Origin of the sequence: Pantoea sp. GM_Pan_3, from assembly GCF_026541045.1 — a bacterium.
GTDB lineage: Bacteria > Pseudomonadota > Gammaproteobacteria > Enterobacterales > Enterobacteriaceae > Pantoea > Pantoea anthophila.
In genome coordinates this window covers 674,562-690,947 of sequence record NZ_JALNVA010000001.1, presented here as the reverse complement: position 1 = coordinate 690,947, position 16,386 = coordinate 674,562, and the positions used below count along the sequence as shown (strand labels likewise).

General features: G+C 55.2%; 18 protein-coding genes. 5 read left to right on the top strand and 13 right to left on the bottom strand.

What is annotated here, in order from left to right; translation table 11 throughout:
- Positions 1 to 10: 10 nt before the first annotated feature.
- Positions 11 to 730 carry a fatty acid metabolism transcriptional regulator FadR gene (fadR, locus tag OXR04_RS03305; RefSeq protein WP_009089861.1) on the bottom strand — a complete coding sequence of 240 codons (720 nt, stop codon included), beginning with the start codon at positions 728 to 730 and terminating at the stop codon, positions 11 to 13.
- A gap of 330 nt (positions 731 to 1,060) precedes the next feature.
- Here fadR and dsbB point away from each other — a divergent pair, with 330 nt between their 5' ends.
- Entirely contained in the window at positions 1,061 to 1,591 is a 531-nt protein-coding gene (gene dsbB, locus OXR04_RS03300) for a disulfide bond formation protein DsbB (protein ID WP_267369266.1), read from the top strand.
- A gap of 57 nt (positions 1,592 to 1,648) precedes the next feature.
- Here dsbB and OXR04_RS03295 read toward each other — a convergent pair whose 3' ends face one another.
- The 3 genes from OXR04_RS03295 to OXR04_RS03285 form a co-directional block, all read right to left on the bottom strand.
- The gene (locus OXR04_RS03295) at positions 1,649 to 2,095 is read right to left on the bottom strand and encodes a YcgN family cysteine cluster protein (RefSeq protein ID WP_009089856.1); all 447 of its coding nucleotides are present in this window, start codon (positions 2,093 to 2,095) and stop codon (positions 1,649 to 1,651) included.
- 64 nt (positions 2,096 to 2,159) lie between these two features.
- Positions 2,160 to 2,819 (bottom strand): fumarylacetoacetate hydrolase family protein, encoded by a 660-nt coding sequence (locus tag OXR04_RS03290; RefSeq protein WP_058957294.1) that lies wholly within the window; start codon positions 2,817 to 2,819, stop codon positions 2,160 to 2,162.
- 316 nt (positions 2,820 to 3,135) lie between these two features.
- Complete coding sequence (locus OXR04_RS03285) at positions 3,136 to 3,411, bottom strand: YcgL domain-containing protein (protein WP_009089851.1); 276 nt, start codon at positions 3,409 to 3,411, stop codon at positions 3,136 to 3,138.
- Between the two features lie 155 nt (positions 3,412 to 3,566).
- Between OXR04_RS03285 and minC the strand changes: the two genes are divergently transcribed.
- Genes minC through minE form a run of 3 tightly spaced genes read left to right on the top strand, consistent with a single transcriptional unit; the run spans position 3,567 to position 5,399 of the window.
- Entirely contained in the window at positions 3,567 to 4,280 is a 714-nt protein-coding gene (minC, locus tag OXR04_RS03280; RefSeq protein WP_046101941.1) for a septum site-determining protein MinC, read from the top strand.
- 33 nt (positions 4,281 to 4,313) lie between these two features.
- On the top strand, positions 4,314 to 5,126 hold the full coding sequence (gene minD / locus OXR04_RS03275; protein WP_046101942.1) for a septum site-determining protein MinD: 813 nt from the start codon (positions 4,314 to 4,316) through the stop codon (positions 5,124 to 5,126).
- A 3-nt stretch (positions 5,127 to 5,129) separates the two neighbouring features.
- Entirely contained in the window at positions 5,130 to 5,399 is a 270-nt protein-coding gene (gene minE, locus OXR04_RS03270; RefSeq protein ID WP_009089844.1) for a cell division topological specificity factor MinE, read from the top strand.
- A 53-nt stretch (positions 5,400 to 5,452) separates the two neighbouring features.
- Here the strand turns inward: minE and rnd are convergent, their stop codons facing one another.
- From rnd to OXR04_RS03240, 6 genes are all read right to left on the bottom strand, one after another.
- The gene (gene rnd / locus OXR04_RS03265; protein WP_267369265.1) at positions 5,453 to 6,574 is read right to left on the bottom strand and encodes a ribonuclease D; all 1,122 of its coding nucleotides are present in this window, start codon (positions 6,572 to 6,574) and stop codon (positions 5,453 to 5,455) included.
- Between the two features lie 98 nt (positions 6,575 to 6,672).
- A complete protein-coding gene (gene fadD, locus OXR04_RS03260) occupies positions 6,673 to 8,349 on the bottom strand; it encodes a long-chain-fatty-acid--CoA ligase FadD (RefSeq protein WP_140028620.1) in 1,677 nt (558 codons plus the stop codon).
- Positions 8,350 to 8,554: 205 nt separating this feature from the next.
- Positions 8,555 to 9,151 carry a Slp family lipoprotein gene (locus OXR04_RS03255; RefSeq protein ID WP_033736224.1) on the bottom strand — a complete coding sequence of 199 codons (597 nt, stop codon included), beginning with the start codon at positions 9,149 to 9,151 and terminating at the stop codon, positions 8,555 to 8,557.
- Positions 9,152 to 9,211: 60 nt separating this feature from the next.
- Complete coding sequence (gene tsaB / locus OXR04_RS03250) at positions 9,212 to 9,910, bottom strand: tRNA (adenosine(37)-N6)-threonylcarbamoyltransferase complex dimerization subunit type 1 TsaB (RefSeq protein WP_140028621.1); 699 nt, start codon at positions 9,908 to 9,910, stop codon at positions 9,212 to 9,214.
- A 44-nt stretch (positions 9,911 to 9,954) separates the two neighbouring features.
- Entirely contained in the window at positions 9,955 to 11,871 is a 1,917-nt protein-coding gene (locus OXR04_RS03245) for an ATP-dependent DNA helicase (RefSeq protein WP_267369264.1), read from the bottom strand.
- A 653-nt stretch (positions 11,872 to 12,524) separates the two neighbouring features.
- Positions 12,525 to 12,692 carry a hypothetical protein gene (locus OXR04_RS03240; protein WP_009089835.1) on the bottom strand — a complete coding sequence of 56 codons (168 nt, stop codon included), beginning with the start codon at positions 12,690 to 12,692 and terminating at the stop codon, positions 12,525 to 12,527.
- A 317-nt stretch (positions 12,693 to 13,009) separates the two neighbouring features.
- Here OXR04_RS03240 and OXR04_RS03235 point away from each other — a divergent pair, with 317 nt between their 5' ends.
- A complete protein-coding gene (locus OXR04_RS03235; protein ID WP_009089833.1) occupies positions 13,010 to 13,369 on the top strand; it encodes a hypothetical protein in 360 nt (119 codons plus the stop codon).
- Positions 13,370 to 13,597: 228 nt separating this feature from the next.
- Here the strand turns inward: OXR04_RS03235 and OXR04_RS03230 are convergent, their stop codons facing one another.
- The 3 genes from OXR04_RS03230 to OXR04_RS03220 all read right to left on the bottom strand — a co-directional run bounded on the left by OXR04_RS03230 (position 13,598) and on the right by OXR04_RS03220 (position 16,160).
- Entirely contained in the window at positions 13,598 to 13,921 is a 324-nt protein-coding gene (locus tag OXR04_RS03230; RefSeq protein ID WP_267369263.1) for a phage repressor protein, read from the bottom strand.
- Between the two features lie 2 nt (positions 13,922 to 13,923).
- A complete protein-coding gene (locus tag OXR04_RS03225) occupies positions 13,924 to 14,163 on the bottom strand; it encodes a hypothetical protein (protein WP_267369262.1) in 240 nt (79 codons plus the stop codon).
- 776 nt (positions 14,164 to 14,939) lie between these two features.
- Positions 14,940 to 16,160, bottom strand: coding sequence for a tail fiber domain-containing protein (locus tag OXR04_RS03220; protein WP_267369261.1), 1,221 nt, complete (start codon positions 16,158 to 16,160; stop codon positions 14,940 to 14,942).
- Positions 16,161 to 16,386 lie beyond the last annotated feature (226 nt).

The window sequence follows — 16,386 nt, the reverse complement described above, 5'->3', positions numbered from 1 at the left end:
CCGGTTTTTTTTATCGTTTATTGCCGAGATCGTCAGGCAGATTCTTCTGCATGCTGTGCCAGATTTCACCGCTGCGGCGACCGTAGTTGCGCACCACCTCCACAATCTCATCCTGTCCCGGCGATGTGTCACACAGCGCCAGCAGCGTCAGATAAAAATCACGCGCCACCTGACGGGCTTCGGGATTTGAGAAGTAGTGACGCCCCACGCGGGTGTAGAGCCCTTTCAGGCCGTTAAGGATCAGACCATAAATCGGGTTGCCGGAAGCAAACGCCAGACCGCGGAAGACGCGGTAGTCGAGTTCGGTATAGGCATCCGCCTGGTCGGCCGTCGCATCGACCGTCTCCAGCACCTCACGCGCCTTGTCAGGATGATGACGCAGTGCTCGGCTGATAAAGATGGAAGAGATATTGCTGCGCACTGACAGCAGGTTGTCGATCAGCACCGGCACGCTGTCGTGGTCGAGACGCGCCAGGGTTTCGAGGATATTCAGACCAGAGGTCTCCCAGAAATCGTTCACCCGGGTCGGTTTACCGTGCTGAATCGTCAGCCAGCCATCACGCGCCAGGCGCTGCAGCACTTCACGCAGGGTCGTACGTGTCACCCCGATCAATTCAGAAAGCTCACGCTCAGCAGGAAGAATCGACCCCGGGGGAAAGCGGCTGTTCCAGATGCTTTCAATAATGTACTCTTCAGCAAATCCCGCTGGACTCTGCGCCTTTATAACCATAGCAATGTGTTCTCGTTGCTTTTCTAATCGTGATGGGCACTCATCATACCAGACGCCCTATAGCGGATATAGCCTGCGCCACCATTAAAACCGGGCGCAGCGCATATTTCAGGTTGCCTCTCCCGTGCTCCTGGGGGCTAACGGAGTAAAGCTGATTGCGCAGCAAAATGCCAGACGCCCCATAATCGCAAAACACGCGGCTTATTTTCACATAACCTGTTCTGGATCAGTCTGAGGTCATGTCCGGATACGATTTTTCCCTGGCCCGGGCTGGTTTGCCCCCGCTTTTGGTTTACACTGCGTGGCATTAACGTTTACAGGGAATGCAATATGTTGCGATATCTGAATCACTGTTCCCGGGGCCGCGGAGCCTGGTTATTACTGGCACTGACTGCACTGGCGCTGGAGCTCACGGCATTATGGTTTCAGCATGTGATGGGCCTGAAGCCCTGCGTCATGTGTATCTACGAGCGCAACGCGCTGTTTGGTGTGATGGGCGCGGGTCTGGTCGGCGCGATTGCGCCAAAATCGCCGTTGCGTCTGGCGGCGCTGGCGTTATGGATCTATGGTGCCTGGGAAGGTCTGCGTCTCTCCTGGGAACACACCATGATTCAGCTGCACCCTAACCCCTTTACCACCTGTGATTTTGCCGCTCGCTTCCCCAGCGGTCTGCCGCTGGATAAATGGCTGCCGTCGGTGTTTCTCGCCAGCGGTGACTGCGCCGAGCGCAGCTGGACCTTTCTGACGCTCAGTATGCCGCAATGGATGATTGGGGTATTTGCCGCTTATCTGCTGGTGGCGGTGCTGGTGCTGATTGCCCAGCCTTTTAAAGCAAAACGGCGCGACCTGTTTGGTCGCTGAACAGAAAAAAGGCTGCCCGTGGCAGCCTTTTTTTCATCCTGTCCGGGACAGCGGCACTCAGCCGTTGCGATCGGGCCGATCGATGATGTGATCTTCCCAGTCCCGCACTTCACTCTCGCGAACCGCAATGTAGCGCACCGAAATACGCTGTGCGTGCATCTGCGCTTTCGAACCGGCGCGCAGCGGATGCCAGGCCGGTAAGCCCTTGCCCTCGCCCAGCAACCGGTAGGCGCAGGTGCGCGGCAGCCAGTTGAAGGTGGTCAGGTTTTCACGGGTCAGCTTGATGCAATCCTCTTCTAACTCGAAGCGGCGCTCATAGTTGCGGCACTGGCAGGTTTTGATATTGAGCTGGTTGCAGGCGACGTTAGTGAAATAGATCTCATCCGTGTCGGCGTCCTGCAACTTGTTCAGGCAGCACTGGCCGCATCCATCACATAAGGATTCCCATTCCTCATCGCTCATTTGTGCCAGGCGTTTATGTTGCCAGAAAGGGGTGTCAGTCATGATGATTGTCCGCAGTGTGCCTAAACCGCACCTTATAAAGCCTATGCGGTGGTGATGCAAGTCTTTAGAGCACGCGCGTGCTGATCCCATGCCCCGCCAGAGAGACTTCGAGCTGGTCGCCTGCGCGCATCGGACCCACCCCTTCCGGCGTACCGGTCAGAATCACATCGCCGGCGCGCAGCGTGAAGTAGCGACTCATGTGGGCAATCAGCGGCAGAATTTTATGAATCATATCTGCCGTGCTGCCCTGCTGACGCACTTCACCATTCACCAGCAGCTTAAGCTCCACGTTCTGCGGATCGTCGCTGAACTCCGCGACCGGGATAAAACCGGAGATGGGGCAGGCATTGTCGAAGCCTTTCGATTTTTCCCACGGCTGGCCCGCTTTTTTCAGCCCGGCCTGCAGGTCACGCAGCGTCAGATCCAGCGCCACACCATAGCCTGCAATGGCCTTCGCCACATGCTCTTCGGTTGCCTGTTTCAGGGTTGCGCCAATCAGCACGGCCAGTTCAACTTCATGATGCACTTCGCCAAATGCATCCGGGATAGAGAGCGGCTGACGCAGATCACAGAGCGCCGTTTCCGGCTTGATGAAGATCACCGGTTCTGTTGGGGTGGCGCTCCCCATCTCTTTGATGTGTTTTGCGTAGTTACTGCCGACGCAAACCACTTTGCTGACCGGAAAATCTAACAGAGCGCCTTGCCAGTTACGATGCTGATACATGCTCATCCCCTGTTCAGGTTAGGTGTGATGCCAGCACTGCTGGCGGGTTGATGTTTGCTTTTGCGCTGGTCGAACTGCCAGCCTCATGGCGAGATAATAAGATCCTTTTAACGGTCAGGGGTGCGGAATTTGTCAAAAAGCGTAAACAGCACCGCCGAAGTGCTGAATAATCGTACAAATAAGGACAAAAAACCGGGCAGGAAATTTAATGAGAGTGAAAACAGATAAGCTGCGCCGTTAATTCTGCGCAGCCTCAGAGCAATATTATCCTGACAAAATCGCGACGGCAGGATTTATATTTACAGAAGAATCCGAGTTAAACTTTTTTATCGGCCTCTAAATGAATTTTCAGCAGACTTTCGATCGGCGGTGGAATCTGCAAATAATAGCCCTGCTCGCTCAATCCCTGCTTAACTTTATTGATATCCGCATTTGCCAGCCTGTCGCGCCCCGCCAGCTTTAGCACCATCGCCAGCTGCGGCTTGCCAAACCCTTTCAGCAATTCCTCCGGCACGCGGGAGAAATCGTCCTTTTTTTCAACATAGAGATAAGTCTGGTCACGTAACGGGCTTCTGTAGATCACACAAAACATATTTTTTACTCGAATTAACCGGGGTTGAGGCTTGTCTGAATATAGCTGTAACTATAACATGCTTGCAGAACTTCGAATATTCACCGTTAGCGCTTCAGTGACGATTTTATCATCGCCTGGCTGACGGTAGTGAAAACAGGACTGAGTCGGGACAGATGTCGCAAACGCCAATCGAATTCAAAGGTAGCAGTTTCACCCTGTCTGTCGTCCATTTGCATCACCATGACCCGGCGGTGATTCGCAAGGCACTTCAGGACAAGATTGACCAGGCTCCGGACTTCCTGAAAAACGCCCCGGTGGTGCTTAACGTTGCCACCCTGAGTGCCGATGTTAACTGGAAGCAGTTGCAGCAGGCGATTCTTGCCACCGGCTTACGCATTGTTGGCGTAAGCGGCTGCAAGGATGAGGCGCTGAAACGCATGATCGCCCGTGCCGGTTTGCCGGTGCTGGCAGAAGGTAAAGAGGCCAGGCCGCAGGCGCAAGCCCCTGCCCCCGCCGCTGTGCCTGAACCGCAGCCGGTGGCCGCGGAAGCGGTGGCCGCGAAAACCCGCATCGTGAACACCCCGGTGCGCTCAGGCCAGCAGATTTATGCACGTGATGCCGATTTGATCATCACCAGCAGCGTCAGCGCCGGTGCCGAACTGGTTGCTGATGGCAATATTCACATTTACGGCATGATGCGCGGTCGCGCCCTGGCGGGTGCCAGCGGTGACCGCAACTGCCAGATATTCTGTACTAACCTGGCCGCAGAGCTGGTTTCGATTGCCGGGGAGTACTGGATCATGGATCAGATCCCGCAAGAATTTTTTGGTAAAGCTGCGCGCCTGTGCCTGCAGGATGGCGCGCTGACTATCCAGACACTTAATTAGGCCCCTTTTCTTTTGTTAAGGAAATCAACATTTATGGCACGCATTATTGTAGTTACATCCGGTAAAGGGGGCGTTGGTAAGACCACGTCAAGCGCGGCCATCGCCACCGGTTTAGCGCAGAAAGGCAAGAAAACGGTCGTGATCGACTTCGATATCGGTCTGCGTAATCTGGATTTGATCATGGGCTGTGAGCGCCGTGTGGTCTACGATTTCGTCAATGTCATTCAGGGCGATGCCACCCTGAACCAGGCGCTGATCCGCGACAAACGCACCGAGCAGCTCTACATTCTGCCTGCGTCACAGACCCGCGACAAAGATGCGCTGACCCGTGAAGGCGTTGAAAAAGTCCTGAACGATCTGGCCGCGATGGAGTTCGATTTTATCGTCTGCGACTCACCGGCAGGGATTGAAACCGGCGCCCTGATGGCGCTCTACTTTGCCGATGAAGCCATCATCACCACCAACCCGGAAGTCTCTTCAGTCCGTGACTCCGACCGTATTCTCGGCATCATCTCCTCTAAATCCCGTCGCGCAGAAAACAGTCAGGAGCCGGTAAAAGAGCACCTGCTGCTGACCCGCTACAACCCGGGTCGCGTCAGCCGTGGCGATATGCTGAGCATGGAAGATGTGCTGGAAATCCTGCGCATTCCTCTGGTCGGCGTCATTCCGGAAGATCAGTCGGTATTACGTGCCTCCAACCAGGGCGAACCGGTGATCCTGGACGGTGAATCTGATGCTGGCAAAGCCTATGCCGATACCGTTGAACGGTTGCTCGGTGAAGTACGCCCCTTCCGCTTTATTGAAGAAGAGAAGAAGGGTTTCCTGAAACGCCTGTTCGGGGGATAAACCATGGCATTACTTGATTTCTTTTTATCCCGGAAGAAGAACACTGCCAACATAGCCAAGGAAAGGCTGCAGATTATCGTGGCAGAACGGAGAAGGGGCGACAGTGAGCCCCACTATCTTCCGCAACTTAAGCGCGACATTCTGGAAGTGATTTGCAAATATGTGAAGATCGATCCAGAGATGGTCACGGTACAGCTCGATCAGAAAGGTGATGATATCTCGATTCTGGAGCTGAACGTGACGCTTCCGGAAACGGAAGACGCGACTAAATGATTCTGACCGCCGCCTGAATTTCCCCTGCGCAGTGGCAGGGGAAATTTATCCGGTCAGCAACCCGCCAGGATCTCATCGATGCCGGGTTTCAGCAGTTCGCCCCGCCATCCGGTCAGTAACTCCGGTGGACGCCCCTGCGGCTTAATGCCCCAGTGCTGACTCAGCACCTGATTAATCTGACGGCGTGACGCCAGCAACTCCTGACTGAAGCCACTCTGCTCACTGACCTGCTGCACCAGCGCCTTCATCGCTTTGAAGACCGATTTGTAATTCGGATGGTCGATCAGATTTCCCAGCGGAGCCGGTAATTCCCTCTCCTCCAGTGCCGCCGCTTCCGCCACCAGCGCGACCAGCGTTTTGCCGTGAAAACGAATTTCGTGTCCTGACAGCCCCAGATGATCGAGTTCACCCAGCGAGCCCGGCATAAAGCGCGCCACCTTCCACAGGTTTTCTTCACGCACCACAAAGTTAACCGCCATATCCTTTTCACGCGCCAGCGTCAGACGCCAGGCCGCCAGGCGCTGCAGCGCCGCCAGCTGACGCGGACGCAGTTGCCAGGCGTTGGTGATATCACGCCAGGCCTCTTCCGGGGCCAGACTGTCCAGACGGCGCTGACAGAGGTTATCGCACTCGCTGAGTGCGGCGGCCATGTTGCCCGCCTCTTCCGTATTGACCATCAGCTGACGGGCAATCGGCAGCAGGTAGTGAACGTCGGCTGCTGCATAGACACACTGGCGCTCCGTCAGGGGGCGGGCTAACCAGTCGGTGCGTGATTCGCTTTTATCGAGTTCAACCTGAGTGAAGTGCGCCACCATCGCGGCGAAGCCCCAGGAGAGCGGCTGGCCGGAGAAGGCCGCCAGAATCTGGGTGTCGATCATCGGAGTCGGCAGCACGCCAAAACGGTGCAGGAACACCTCCAGATCTTCGCCGCCCGCATGCAGGAATTTGGTTACGGCGGTGTCGGTCAGCAGCGCCACAAAGGGTGACCAGTCGCGGATGTTGAGCGGGTCTATCAGCACCAGTTGTTCGTCGTCAAACAGCTGGATCAGGCCAAGCTGAGGGTAATACGTGCGGGTACGCACAAACTCGGTATCCAGTGCCACCGCCGCGTGCTGGCGCGCTTTCTGGCACACGTCTGCCAGTTGATCATCCTGGTCGATAAGGGAATAGTTCACGTCTGATTTCCACCGCAGCAGACTCCGCGCGGCGCTCCATGTTAAAAACAATAAAAACGCCGGACATGCCGGCGTTCAACCTCAATTCTTATCCGGATTCAGCGGGTGCCGGATTTCACCTCATCGCGCAGCTCACGCCGCAGGATCTTGCCAACGTTGGTCTTGGGGAGCTCATCACGAAACTCAATGATTTTGGGCACCTTGTAGCCGGTCAGCTGACGGCGACAGTGATCGAGCACCTCCTCCTTCGTCAGCGACGCCTCTTTTTTCACGATGCAGACTTTGACCGCCTCACCGGAGAGATCGCTGGGAACCCCGATGGCCGCGGCTTCACGCACTTTCGGGTGCTGCATCAGCACATCTTCGATTTCATTCGGATAGACATTAAAGCCTGACACCAGAATCATATCTTTTTTACGGTCGACGATGCGAATAAAGCCTTCCTGATCAACGGTAACAATATCACCGCTATGGAGCCAGCCATTTTTCAGGACTTCCGCGGTCGCTTCCGGATGCTGCCAGTAACCCAGCATCACCTGCGGGCCGCTGATGCAGAGCTCGCCCGGCTCGCCCGGTGCCACTTCATTTCCCGCTTCATCCAGGATCAGCACATCGGTCGAGGGCACCGGCAGGCCGATGCTGCCGGTATGACAGCTGATGTCGTAGGGATTGACCGAAACCAGCGGCGAACACTCAGTCAGGCCGTAGCCCTCCAGCAGATAGTGCCCGGTCAGCTTTTCCCAGCGTTCAGCCACGACTTTCTGCACCGCCATCCCGCCGCCTGCGGAAAGCCGCAGCGTAGAGAAATCGAGTTTCGTAAACTGCTCATCGTTCAGCAGCGCATTAAAGAGCGTGTTGACCCCGGTGATGGCGGTAAACGGAAACCTGCTCAGCTCTTTAACGAAGCCAGGAATATCGCGCGGATTGGTGATCAGCAGGTTCTGACCGCCCAGCTCAAGGAAAAGCAGCCCGTTCACCGTTAATGCAAAGATGTGATAGAGCGGCAGCGCGGTGACGACGCACTCTTTGCCGTCACGCAGCAGTTTGCCGTAGGTCGCTTTCGTCTGCTCGAGATTCGCCTGCATGTTGCGATGCGTCAGCATCGCCCCTTTGGCCACCCCGGTGGTGCCGCCGGTATATTGCAGGAAGGCGAGATCGTCATTCGACACGGTCGGACGGCGATAATTGAGCGTCGCCCCCACGTCCAGAACCTGACGGAATGAGATAGCGCCCGGCAGATGGTATTTCGGCACCAGCTTTTTGACATACTTGACGACGAAATTCACCAGCGTCGCCTTAATGGGGGCGAGCTGGTCACCCATCCGGGTCAGGATGACATGACGGACCGCGGTTTCCCCCACCACCTTTTCCAGCGTGTGCGCGAAGTTGGAGACGATAACGATGGCGCTGGCGCCGCTGTCGTTAAGCTGATGCTTCAGCTCTCGCGGCGTGTAGAGCGGATTGACATTGACCACCACCATTCCCGCGCGCAGCACGCCAAACAGAGCCACCGGATACTGGAGCAGGTTAGGCATCATTAACGCCACCCGGTCACCCGCTTTCAGGCCCAGTTCATGCTGGAGATAGGCGGCAAAGGCGCGGCTCTTCTCCTCCAGCTGGCGATAACTCATTTTCTGACCCATGTTCAGGAACGCGGGTTGATCGGCGTAGCGTTTTGCGGCCTGCTCAAACAGATCCACCAGAGAGGTATAACGATCTGCACTTATTTCGGCAGGCACATCTGCCGGGTAGCGTTTCAGCCAAACCTTATTCAAGGATCCACCCCGATAATTATGTTGTATTTCCATCGCCGCCTCAGCTAATCTGGTTTGTTAACAATATTTTAACTGATTGTACCAGTTTGCCTGTTTCGGCATGTTGAGGTTGCGAAGTCCATCACTAAATTTCGTGCTGTGAAAACAGACAAATAAAAAGCCCGGCAGCGAGCACCGCGACCGGGCTGAATAGCAGGTCTTAATGTTACTCGGTCAGTATGGTCTGCACCTCGGTCGGGCCACTGTTAACCATGCCCCAGTAGGGATTGGGTCCCCAGTATCCCCCGCGATGGCGGGTCGGACCGTACCAGATCCAGGGGTCCATGGGCTGTGGCGGTGCGGTCACCTGCTGTGCGAGACGCCAGCGCTGATAACCGCGTACATCGATGACGGCAAATTTGTAATCTGCCTCGCCAATTTTGCCCTGCTCCGTGCCTTTCAGCGTGCCCAGCACCGTGACGTACTGATTTCTGACATCCACCGGATCAACAAAACCGTGGATGTCAGCATAGATCCGGCCGACTGACGCCGCGCCCAGACGCGGTCTGGCGCTCTCATCCAGCGGCTGTGCCGCAATCTCCAGACGGGTTTTGCCGTTCAGGTTGGTGACGTTCACCACCTTACCGCCAAAGCGCGACTCCTGGCCGACATAGATAGCAGGGTCATTCATCACCCGCAGCAGATCCTGCTGAGGCTGAGGGGAACTGCCCTGCAGCGTGTCAGGAATAGAGACACAACCCGTTAACACCAGCACACAGGTCAGCAGCAGACCTGAAAGCCCTTTACCACACATTGACGACATAGACGCTCTCCCGTTAGGTAAAGTCTTAGACTGGACGCATAACAATAAGTTGCGTGCGACTTAGCGGCCAGGTAACTTTTTCCAGGCAACTTCATTGCGCAGGTAGGTCGGCTCCGCCGTTTCCGGCAGCAGGGTATCCCCGTCCGCCAGCGCCAGCGTCGCCAGCGGCAGCATATCCTGTGCGGCAGGCAGGGTCACCTCACTGGCGGTCAGCGTCAGTGCGTGCCCCTGCTGCAATGCCGGGAAGGCTTCCCAGCCAGTGCCGGCGGTCATCCACTCACCGGTAAGCGCCTGCATTCTGGCCACCGCCGCCTCGGGCGTCAGCACGCTTTCGCTGGCTTCACCCTGCCAGCGCCCCTGCTCATCCCGCTGATACTCTGCCCAGTAGACTTCACCCATTCGCGCATCAATGGCGGTCAGTACGCGGCGGGCACCGTGCAGACGCCACGCCCCTTCTGCCATTGTCGCCAGCGTCGAGACTGCGATCATCGGCAGGGCTGCGCCCAGTGCCAGGCCCTGCGCAATACCAATACCGATACGGACGCCGGTAAAGCTGCCGGGGCCGCGCCCAAAGGCCAGCGCGTCCAGATCGGTCAGTTCCAGCTGACCGGCGAGCAGGAGCTCTTCAACCAGCGGCAAAATACGCTGGGTGTGATCGCGCGGAGCGATTTCGAATCGGGCATCGATCTGTTGCTGATTCAGCAAGGCGGCTGAACAGGCTTCTGTCGCCGTATCCAGCGCTAAAATTCGGGCTGACATGACTACCTCAGAAGAAAGAAAACGGCGCGCATCTTAGCACAGAATTATGCGTCTGGTTCGGGTTGCTGGCGGATAAAGGCGATGGCGCGACGGATGTCCCGGGTGCGCGGCGTTGGCGGCAGACTGTTCAGGAACAGCGCACCGTAAGGGCGTGACACCAGCCGTTGATCGCAAATCACCAGCACGCCGCGATCGTCGGTATCACGGATTAACCGTCCCACGCCCTGCTTCAGGGTGATCACCGCATCCGGCAACTGCACATCCGCAAAGGGATCGCCGCCGCGAATCCGGCAATCTTCCATCCGGGCTTTCAGCAGCGGATCTTCCGGTGAGGTGAAAGGCAGCTTGTCGATGATCACCAGCGACAGGGCATCCCCGCGCACATCCACCCCTTCCCAGAAACTGCTGGTCGCGACCAGCAGCGCATTCCCCTTCTCAATAAACTGCTGCAGCAACTGGCCTTTGCTGGTTTCACCCTGCACCAGCACCGGCAGCGTCATCGAGGCGCGAAATTCGGCCGCCAGCTCACGCATCATCAGGTGTGAAGTACAGAGGAAGAAGCAGCGACCTTTGTTGGCATCAATCAGCGGCTTCATCATCGCGGCCAGCTGGCGGGCGCCCCCCGGACGGTTAGGCTCCGGCAGATTGCGCGGCACGCAGAGCAGCGCCTGCTTCGCAAAGTCGAACGGGCTGTTGAGGATCAGGCTTTTTGCCGCATTGACACCCAGCCGTTCCGAGAAGTGCGCCATCTTCTCATCTACTGCCAGGGTGGCTGAGGTAAAGATCCACGCGGCTTTACGGTTATCCATCACTTCACGAAAACGCTCCGCGACGGAGAGCGGCGTCAGCGCCAGGATAAAGTGACGTGAGGTACATTCATACCAGTAGCTGTAGCCCGGCTCGCTGATGGCCCGCAGCCGTTTCAGCCGGGTACGATAGAGCGCGGCGCGCTCAAAAGCGGCATCCAGCAGGGCTGAACGTCCCAGAGAGAGCTTGATGACGTCGTAACAGAGTTCGAGTGCATCATCCAGCAGCGTAAACATCCGCAGAATGGCGTTGTCACTCAGCAGCTCACGCAGATTCCCGCGATAGCCGGGATCGCCCAGTGACAGGCGAAAGTCCTGCGCGCACTGCGCCAGACGGTCAGCGGATTTCTGCAGCTGCTGGGCATCGCGCACCTCGGTGCGGTAGGCGATGATGATATCTTTGGCGAGGTCGAGCAACTGACGGCTGGAGAGCTGCTGGCCAAAATACTGGCTGGCGATGTCGGGCAGCTGATGGGCTTCGTCGAAGATCATCACATCCGCTTCAGGGATCAGTTCCCCAAAACCGCCCTCTTTGACCACCAGGTCGGCGAGAAAAAGATGGTGGTTCACCACCACCACATCCGCGTCCATGGCGCGCTTTCGCGCCTTCACCACAAAGCACTCTTTGTAACGCGGGCAGTCGGTGCCCAGGCAGTTATCGTTGGTGCTGGTGACCAGCGGCCAGACCGGGCTGTCTTCGGTCACGCCCGCGCAGCTGCTGATGTCGCCATCTTCGGTCTGTGATGACCAGCTGCGCAGCGTCACCAGATCGGTGAGCGCCTGCGCGGTGAGATCGCCACCCGCCATCGACTGCTGTTCCATGCGTTCCAGACAGAGGTAGTTAGAGCGGCCTTTCAGCAGTGCGGTTTTGCCTTTGAACTTCAGCGCCCTGACCATGGTAGGCAGATCGCGCCCATAGAGCTGATCCTGCAGCGCTTTGGATCCGGTCGAGACAATCACTTTTTTATTGGCCCGTAAGGCGGGTGCCAGGTAAGCGTAAGTTTTACCGGTACCGGTACCGGCTTCGACGACCAGTTCACCCTGCTCTTTTACGGCTTCAGAGACCGCCTGCGCCATCTCGCGTTGTGCTTCCCGCGGCTTAAAACCCGGGATACCCAGCGCCAGCGCGCCATCCACTGCAAAATCGTCTGCCACATACCCTCACTAAGAACGGCAAAAACACTGTAATTATGTCAGTATTGCACAGACAAAGCAAAATAGAGGTTTATCAATGAGTTATGCAGGGGCGGTCAGATCTCCTACAGCCTGCATGTCCTCCTGAACGTGCTGTTAACGCTTCCCCTGCGGCATAAAGTCACATCCACTGAGCGTTTAATTCGCGGTGTCCGTGAATGCCGGGAAGAAACGGAGAGGAAATAACAGAGTGACGACGGAAAAGAGGCGGGTTTCATTAACGTTGTGCGTACGCAGGATTATTTAAGCAGAGATTGAACGCTATTTTATTCGCGCATGAATCTGCTGCGGAAATAAAGAACCGCAAAACGGCGCACAGGCGGTTTTGCGGTGTTAGCAGAGGGGGCGACCGGTGTCAGACATCCCTTACGGTCGGATCGTCTTCCTCATCCTCTTCTTCATCTTCCGGGTAGATCTCAGCATCATCTGGCAATGGCTCATCGTAATCTGGACGTTCAGACATAATTACCTCCGGTGATAAATAGCAGCACTGCTATTTGATCTGATCATAGTTAACCGGCGCCGGAGGCCGCTGAGTTTCCTTGTGAACTGTGAGCCAGGCGTAAGATCGTTGTAACAGATTGAAAACGATCGCGAGGTGACGCCGCGCTGTGCTAGTGCCGGATATAAAACGCGCCCGCCAGCATGGCAATAAACAGCAGAGCAAAGGTGATAAAACCCTGCTTACTGCCTTTAGAGAGACCGACAAAGGCCGATATCACAATAAACAGCAGCGTCAGTGCGCCCGCCATCACCCAAAACAGATACTGCGTATTCGCCATGTGCTCATCCTCATCCAGTGGCGCGATATTTCGCTGATTTATACCATTTTTACGCCTGGCCTGTCCTGCATTCCCGCGCCTTGCCAGCCGGCTGCTGCCGCATTCCGTCCCCGCCTGCCCGCTAAAGCCTGTGACGCAGTCAGCAAAAGCAGAGGATAACAGCAGGAAATAACCGCCCGGATTATAATGATTAAATCGGCTTACCGTTGGGATGTGGCAACCCTAAGCTGACGTGCTGAGACTGGCTTAACGTTGTCTTCAGGCTGCGTTAAGCAGATGGCCTTAACCCGACTGCCTGACTCAGGCGGAGGATTGCTATGAATACTTTCCGCATCGGCTCTCTGACTGGCGTGCTGCTGCTCTGCAGCTGTCAGGCCCCCACCCCCGATCAGGCGCGTCTGCAGGAGCCCCTCTTTCAGGGCCAGAGCACCCGCACCGTTCCTCAACTCAGCGACTGCATTTATCGCGGCTGGTCCACGACCAGCGTGGTTGCCCGCGATGACACGACCCATACCCGGCCCGGCGGCAGTGCGATCAGCGTCTTTACCTGGGAGGATTCTATCTTTGCGGATGTCTCGCCTCACGGGCGAGGGGCAGAGGTCAAATATTTTACCACCTTCCGGATGGCACCTCAGGTGATGGCAGACAGGCAGGCGATTGTTAAGCGCTGCCTGTGAGGGGTGACAGCGATGCGGGGAATATGGCAGGCTAACTGCCACTTTATTCAGGGAGAAGCCGATGAGTATTACCCGTATTGACCCGGAACACCGTATGTCCGATGCGGCAACTCGCTTTTAAATCATACGGTTAACCGCATCCTGCCGCGCTCACACGTCCCATGATGCGAAAACATGCAAAGGCCTGTAAAGAGTTTCAAACCTTTGCGTGTCTCAAATCTGTCCCACTCAAATTGTCGGTCGGTACGACTCGTACACCGCCAGAATCTCGGCCGTCACCTTACCCAGCACGATAATCCCATCCAGCCCATTTCCCTCTAACGTCTCACCATCCTGAGTGATGATGCCTGTGCTGAACAATTTCCCCAGCTGCGGGTAATCGTCGAACTGGAATGCTACCGTGTCGCCCGGACGGGCCTGAAGCGATCGGTCTATCAGAGCGAATCCGCCCGGCGTTTCAATGCGGATCATATGGCCCGGGTGAGGTGCAAACAGCCTGTTGAGGTCGAGACGGCTCTCGACGTAATCCTGCGCCGGTGACTGAAATCCCATGACTACCTCACATATCCCATATTACGCAGGGCGTAGGTTCGGTTGTCACCGTTCTCTGTCGCCAGCTCCATGAACATGTTCTGTTCTCGCCGTATCCACTGGTTGCACTGCTGCAGCGTCCAGTGATGGTTTGCGGCCTCAAGCTTCGCCTGAAATGCGCTGGTTGTCACTATCTGCCGCCCCGGCCGGTCCAGCGTTATCGCCTGTACGAATGCAGGCTTTATCTCGTAGTCTCGCGGCACCAGTAATCCTCCTCTGATAAATACTGTATGGATAAACAGTAATATCGATCGATGGATTTGATCAAGCCGAAACGGGGAGCAAAATTGTAAAGCTGCGAATGGTGCTGAATTTATGCTCTATATTCCGGAAACTGCATAGTTTTGCATGGCAAACATACGTTTCGTGCTCACGCTTCGCTATTGCCACATTCATCACTATCTATTGGCCCGCAACACTGTATGGTGCGCCTGTCAGCGAATGCTGATACTGAGATTTTTCCTTTTTGTTCCAATTGATGCCTGCGTAACGCGGGCTTTTTTGCGTTCTGATTTCGTTGGGTAAATAACCATTAAAAGCGAGACGTGAAAGCTAAAGTTTTCCTGTGGGCTGGCGATACTAAGTCCGAGGCCCACCTCACTGATATGTATTGGTAAATTTTATGGTTGCCCACTTCTGGTGGGCTTTTTTTTTTGCACATAACCCAAAATAGTTACCGCCTGCGCTTGTTATATAAGCGCACTCCCCTACCATATGAACTGTTGTGTATAGGCCCGCGCTCCTACCGCTGGCTGAAGAGGCGCACGGCTGGCTCGCCTTAAACCTCGTCACAATTATGAGATGCCTCAAAAGAGTGTCATTGGCTCCACCACAAATTATGCCCGCCACCCGCCTCGGGGGTGGGTAATTTTTTGCCTTCCAATTGGTTCCTGTTCTGGTGATTACCTGCCCTGACAATACCCATCCCGCAGCCTGCTCAGAGAGGCGCGGCTAAGTCATTGCCCGGTCGCCGGGCTTTTTACTTATCATCTCCGCCAACAATACTCGCTTTGATTTCGTCGATGTGTTGGAGCGCTAAATCTGGCTGAGTTATAGCTAACTCGACCAGGCTGAAAAGCGATTTTATCGCCTCGGTGTGGTACGCCGCTGAAACGCCTGCAGTGTTAAGCGACTTGAAGTTTTCAATGACTTTCCCGTCAGAGAACTCTCTGCGACCTATATTGATCACCGCGGTCGGGCAGAAAGCCTCTACGTCCTGAGCAATGAGCCCCACTTCAGAATCCCCATCCAGCTTATCGTACGTACAGCCTCGCCATGAAAGGACTGCTCTCAGAGGATTTTTGACACATTGAATATTGCTTTTATGTCGCTCATCGGAACCATTTACCCATGAGCCTGGAGCATTAGCGTTGCCTGAGCCATAAAAATTCCAGTATTTAGATCCATAACCAGCCCAGTCCAGTGTAATAAGACCGTAGACGTTACTTCCTACCTGCTCACCGACACTGAGTGAGGTAAAGCCGCCTTTTGAGGATGTGTTAGCCCCTCGCCCCTTCATTGTTGATCTTAGTGCTGGAGCGTTGTTGTAAGCCCCTGTTGATCCTGATGGGTTTGCCGGGCCAACGATTTCAACAGTATTAACAACTGCGTTCAGCGCTGTTATATCGTTGTTATTTCCTGAAGCTGCTTTTCCGTTTAGCGTTGTCGTTATGGAATTCCAGGACGGACCTGAATACTGAGTGCCATCCGGCAAAGTGACAGTGATGTTACCTGCCGCGCTATAAACCTGCTGCCAGTTAGCTTTATCAAGATTTAGTCCGCGAATAGCTTTGGCAACATCAGCTGCCACCTGGGCGGTAATACCGACAAGAGCCGCATTAGGAACAGCGATCCACGCAATTCCTGATGCGGTCGGGCCATTGTATGCTGTTATCAGTGTCACGCCGGTAGCCGAGTTGACTGACTGCACACCGAGCGTATAGGTAACACCTCCCACAACAGCAACGATAAAATCGTTCGCCTTCAGCTCTGTTGTGAAGCTGGTACCTGAGCCTGTCACAGCCGTTGAGTTATTCGTTAATGCGATAGTGCCTGCTGGCATAGCGTTCTCCGGGCAATAAAAAACCCGGCGCGGTGGCCGGGTGTTATTTGGAAGGTTTCCAGTTATTTCAATTAAGCAAAGTGAAGCGAAGAATTTTATTAATTCACTTAATAAAACAATCAGTGCATGATTTATCATCAGCACATGATCTGAAAAGGACATTTAAATGAAAAAGATAATTACTATCATCTGTGCATCTGTGACTCTTTCTGCCTGCGTTTCAAACTCGCCACCCATCTGATATAATGAAGCTGTTATTTACAAGCAAAAGTATGATATTGCCGTATTCAAAATCGAGGACGGAAAATACCTTGCCGGTAAGCCTTTTTACACATGGACAGAAAAATCGCAATTTACTAACACT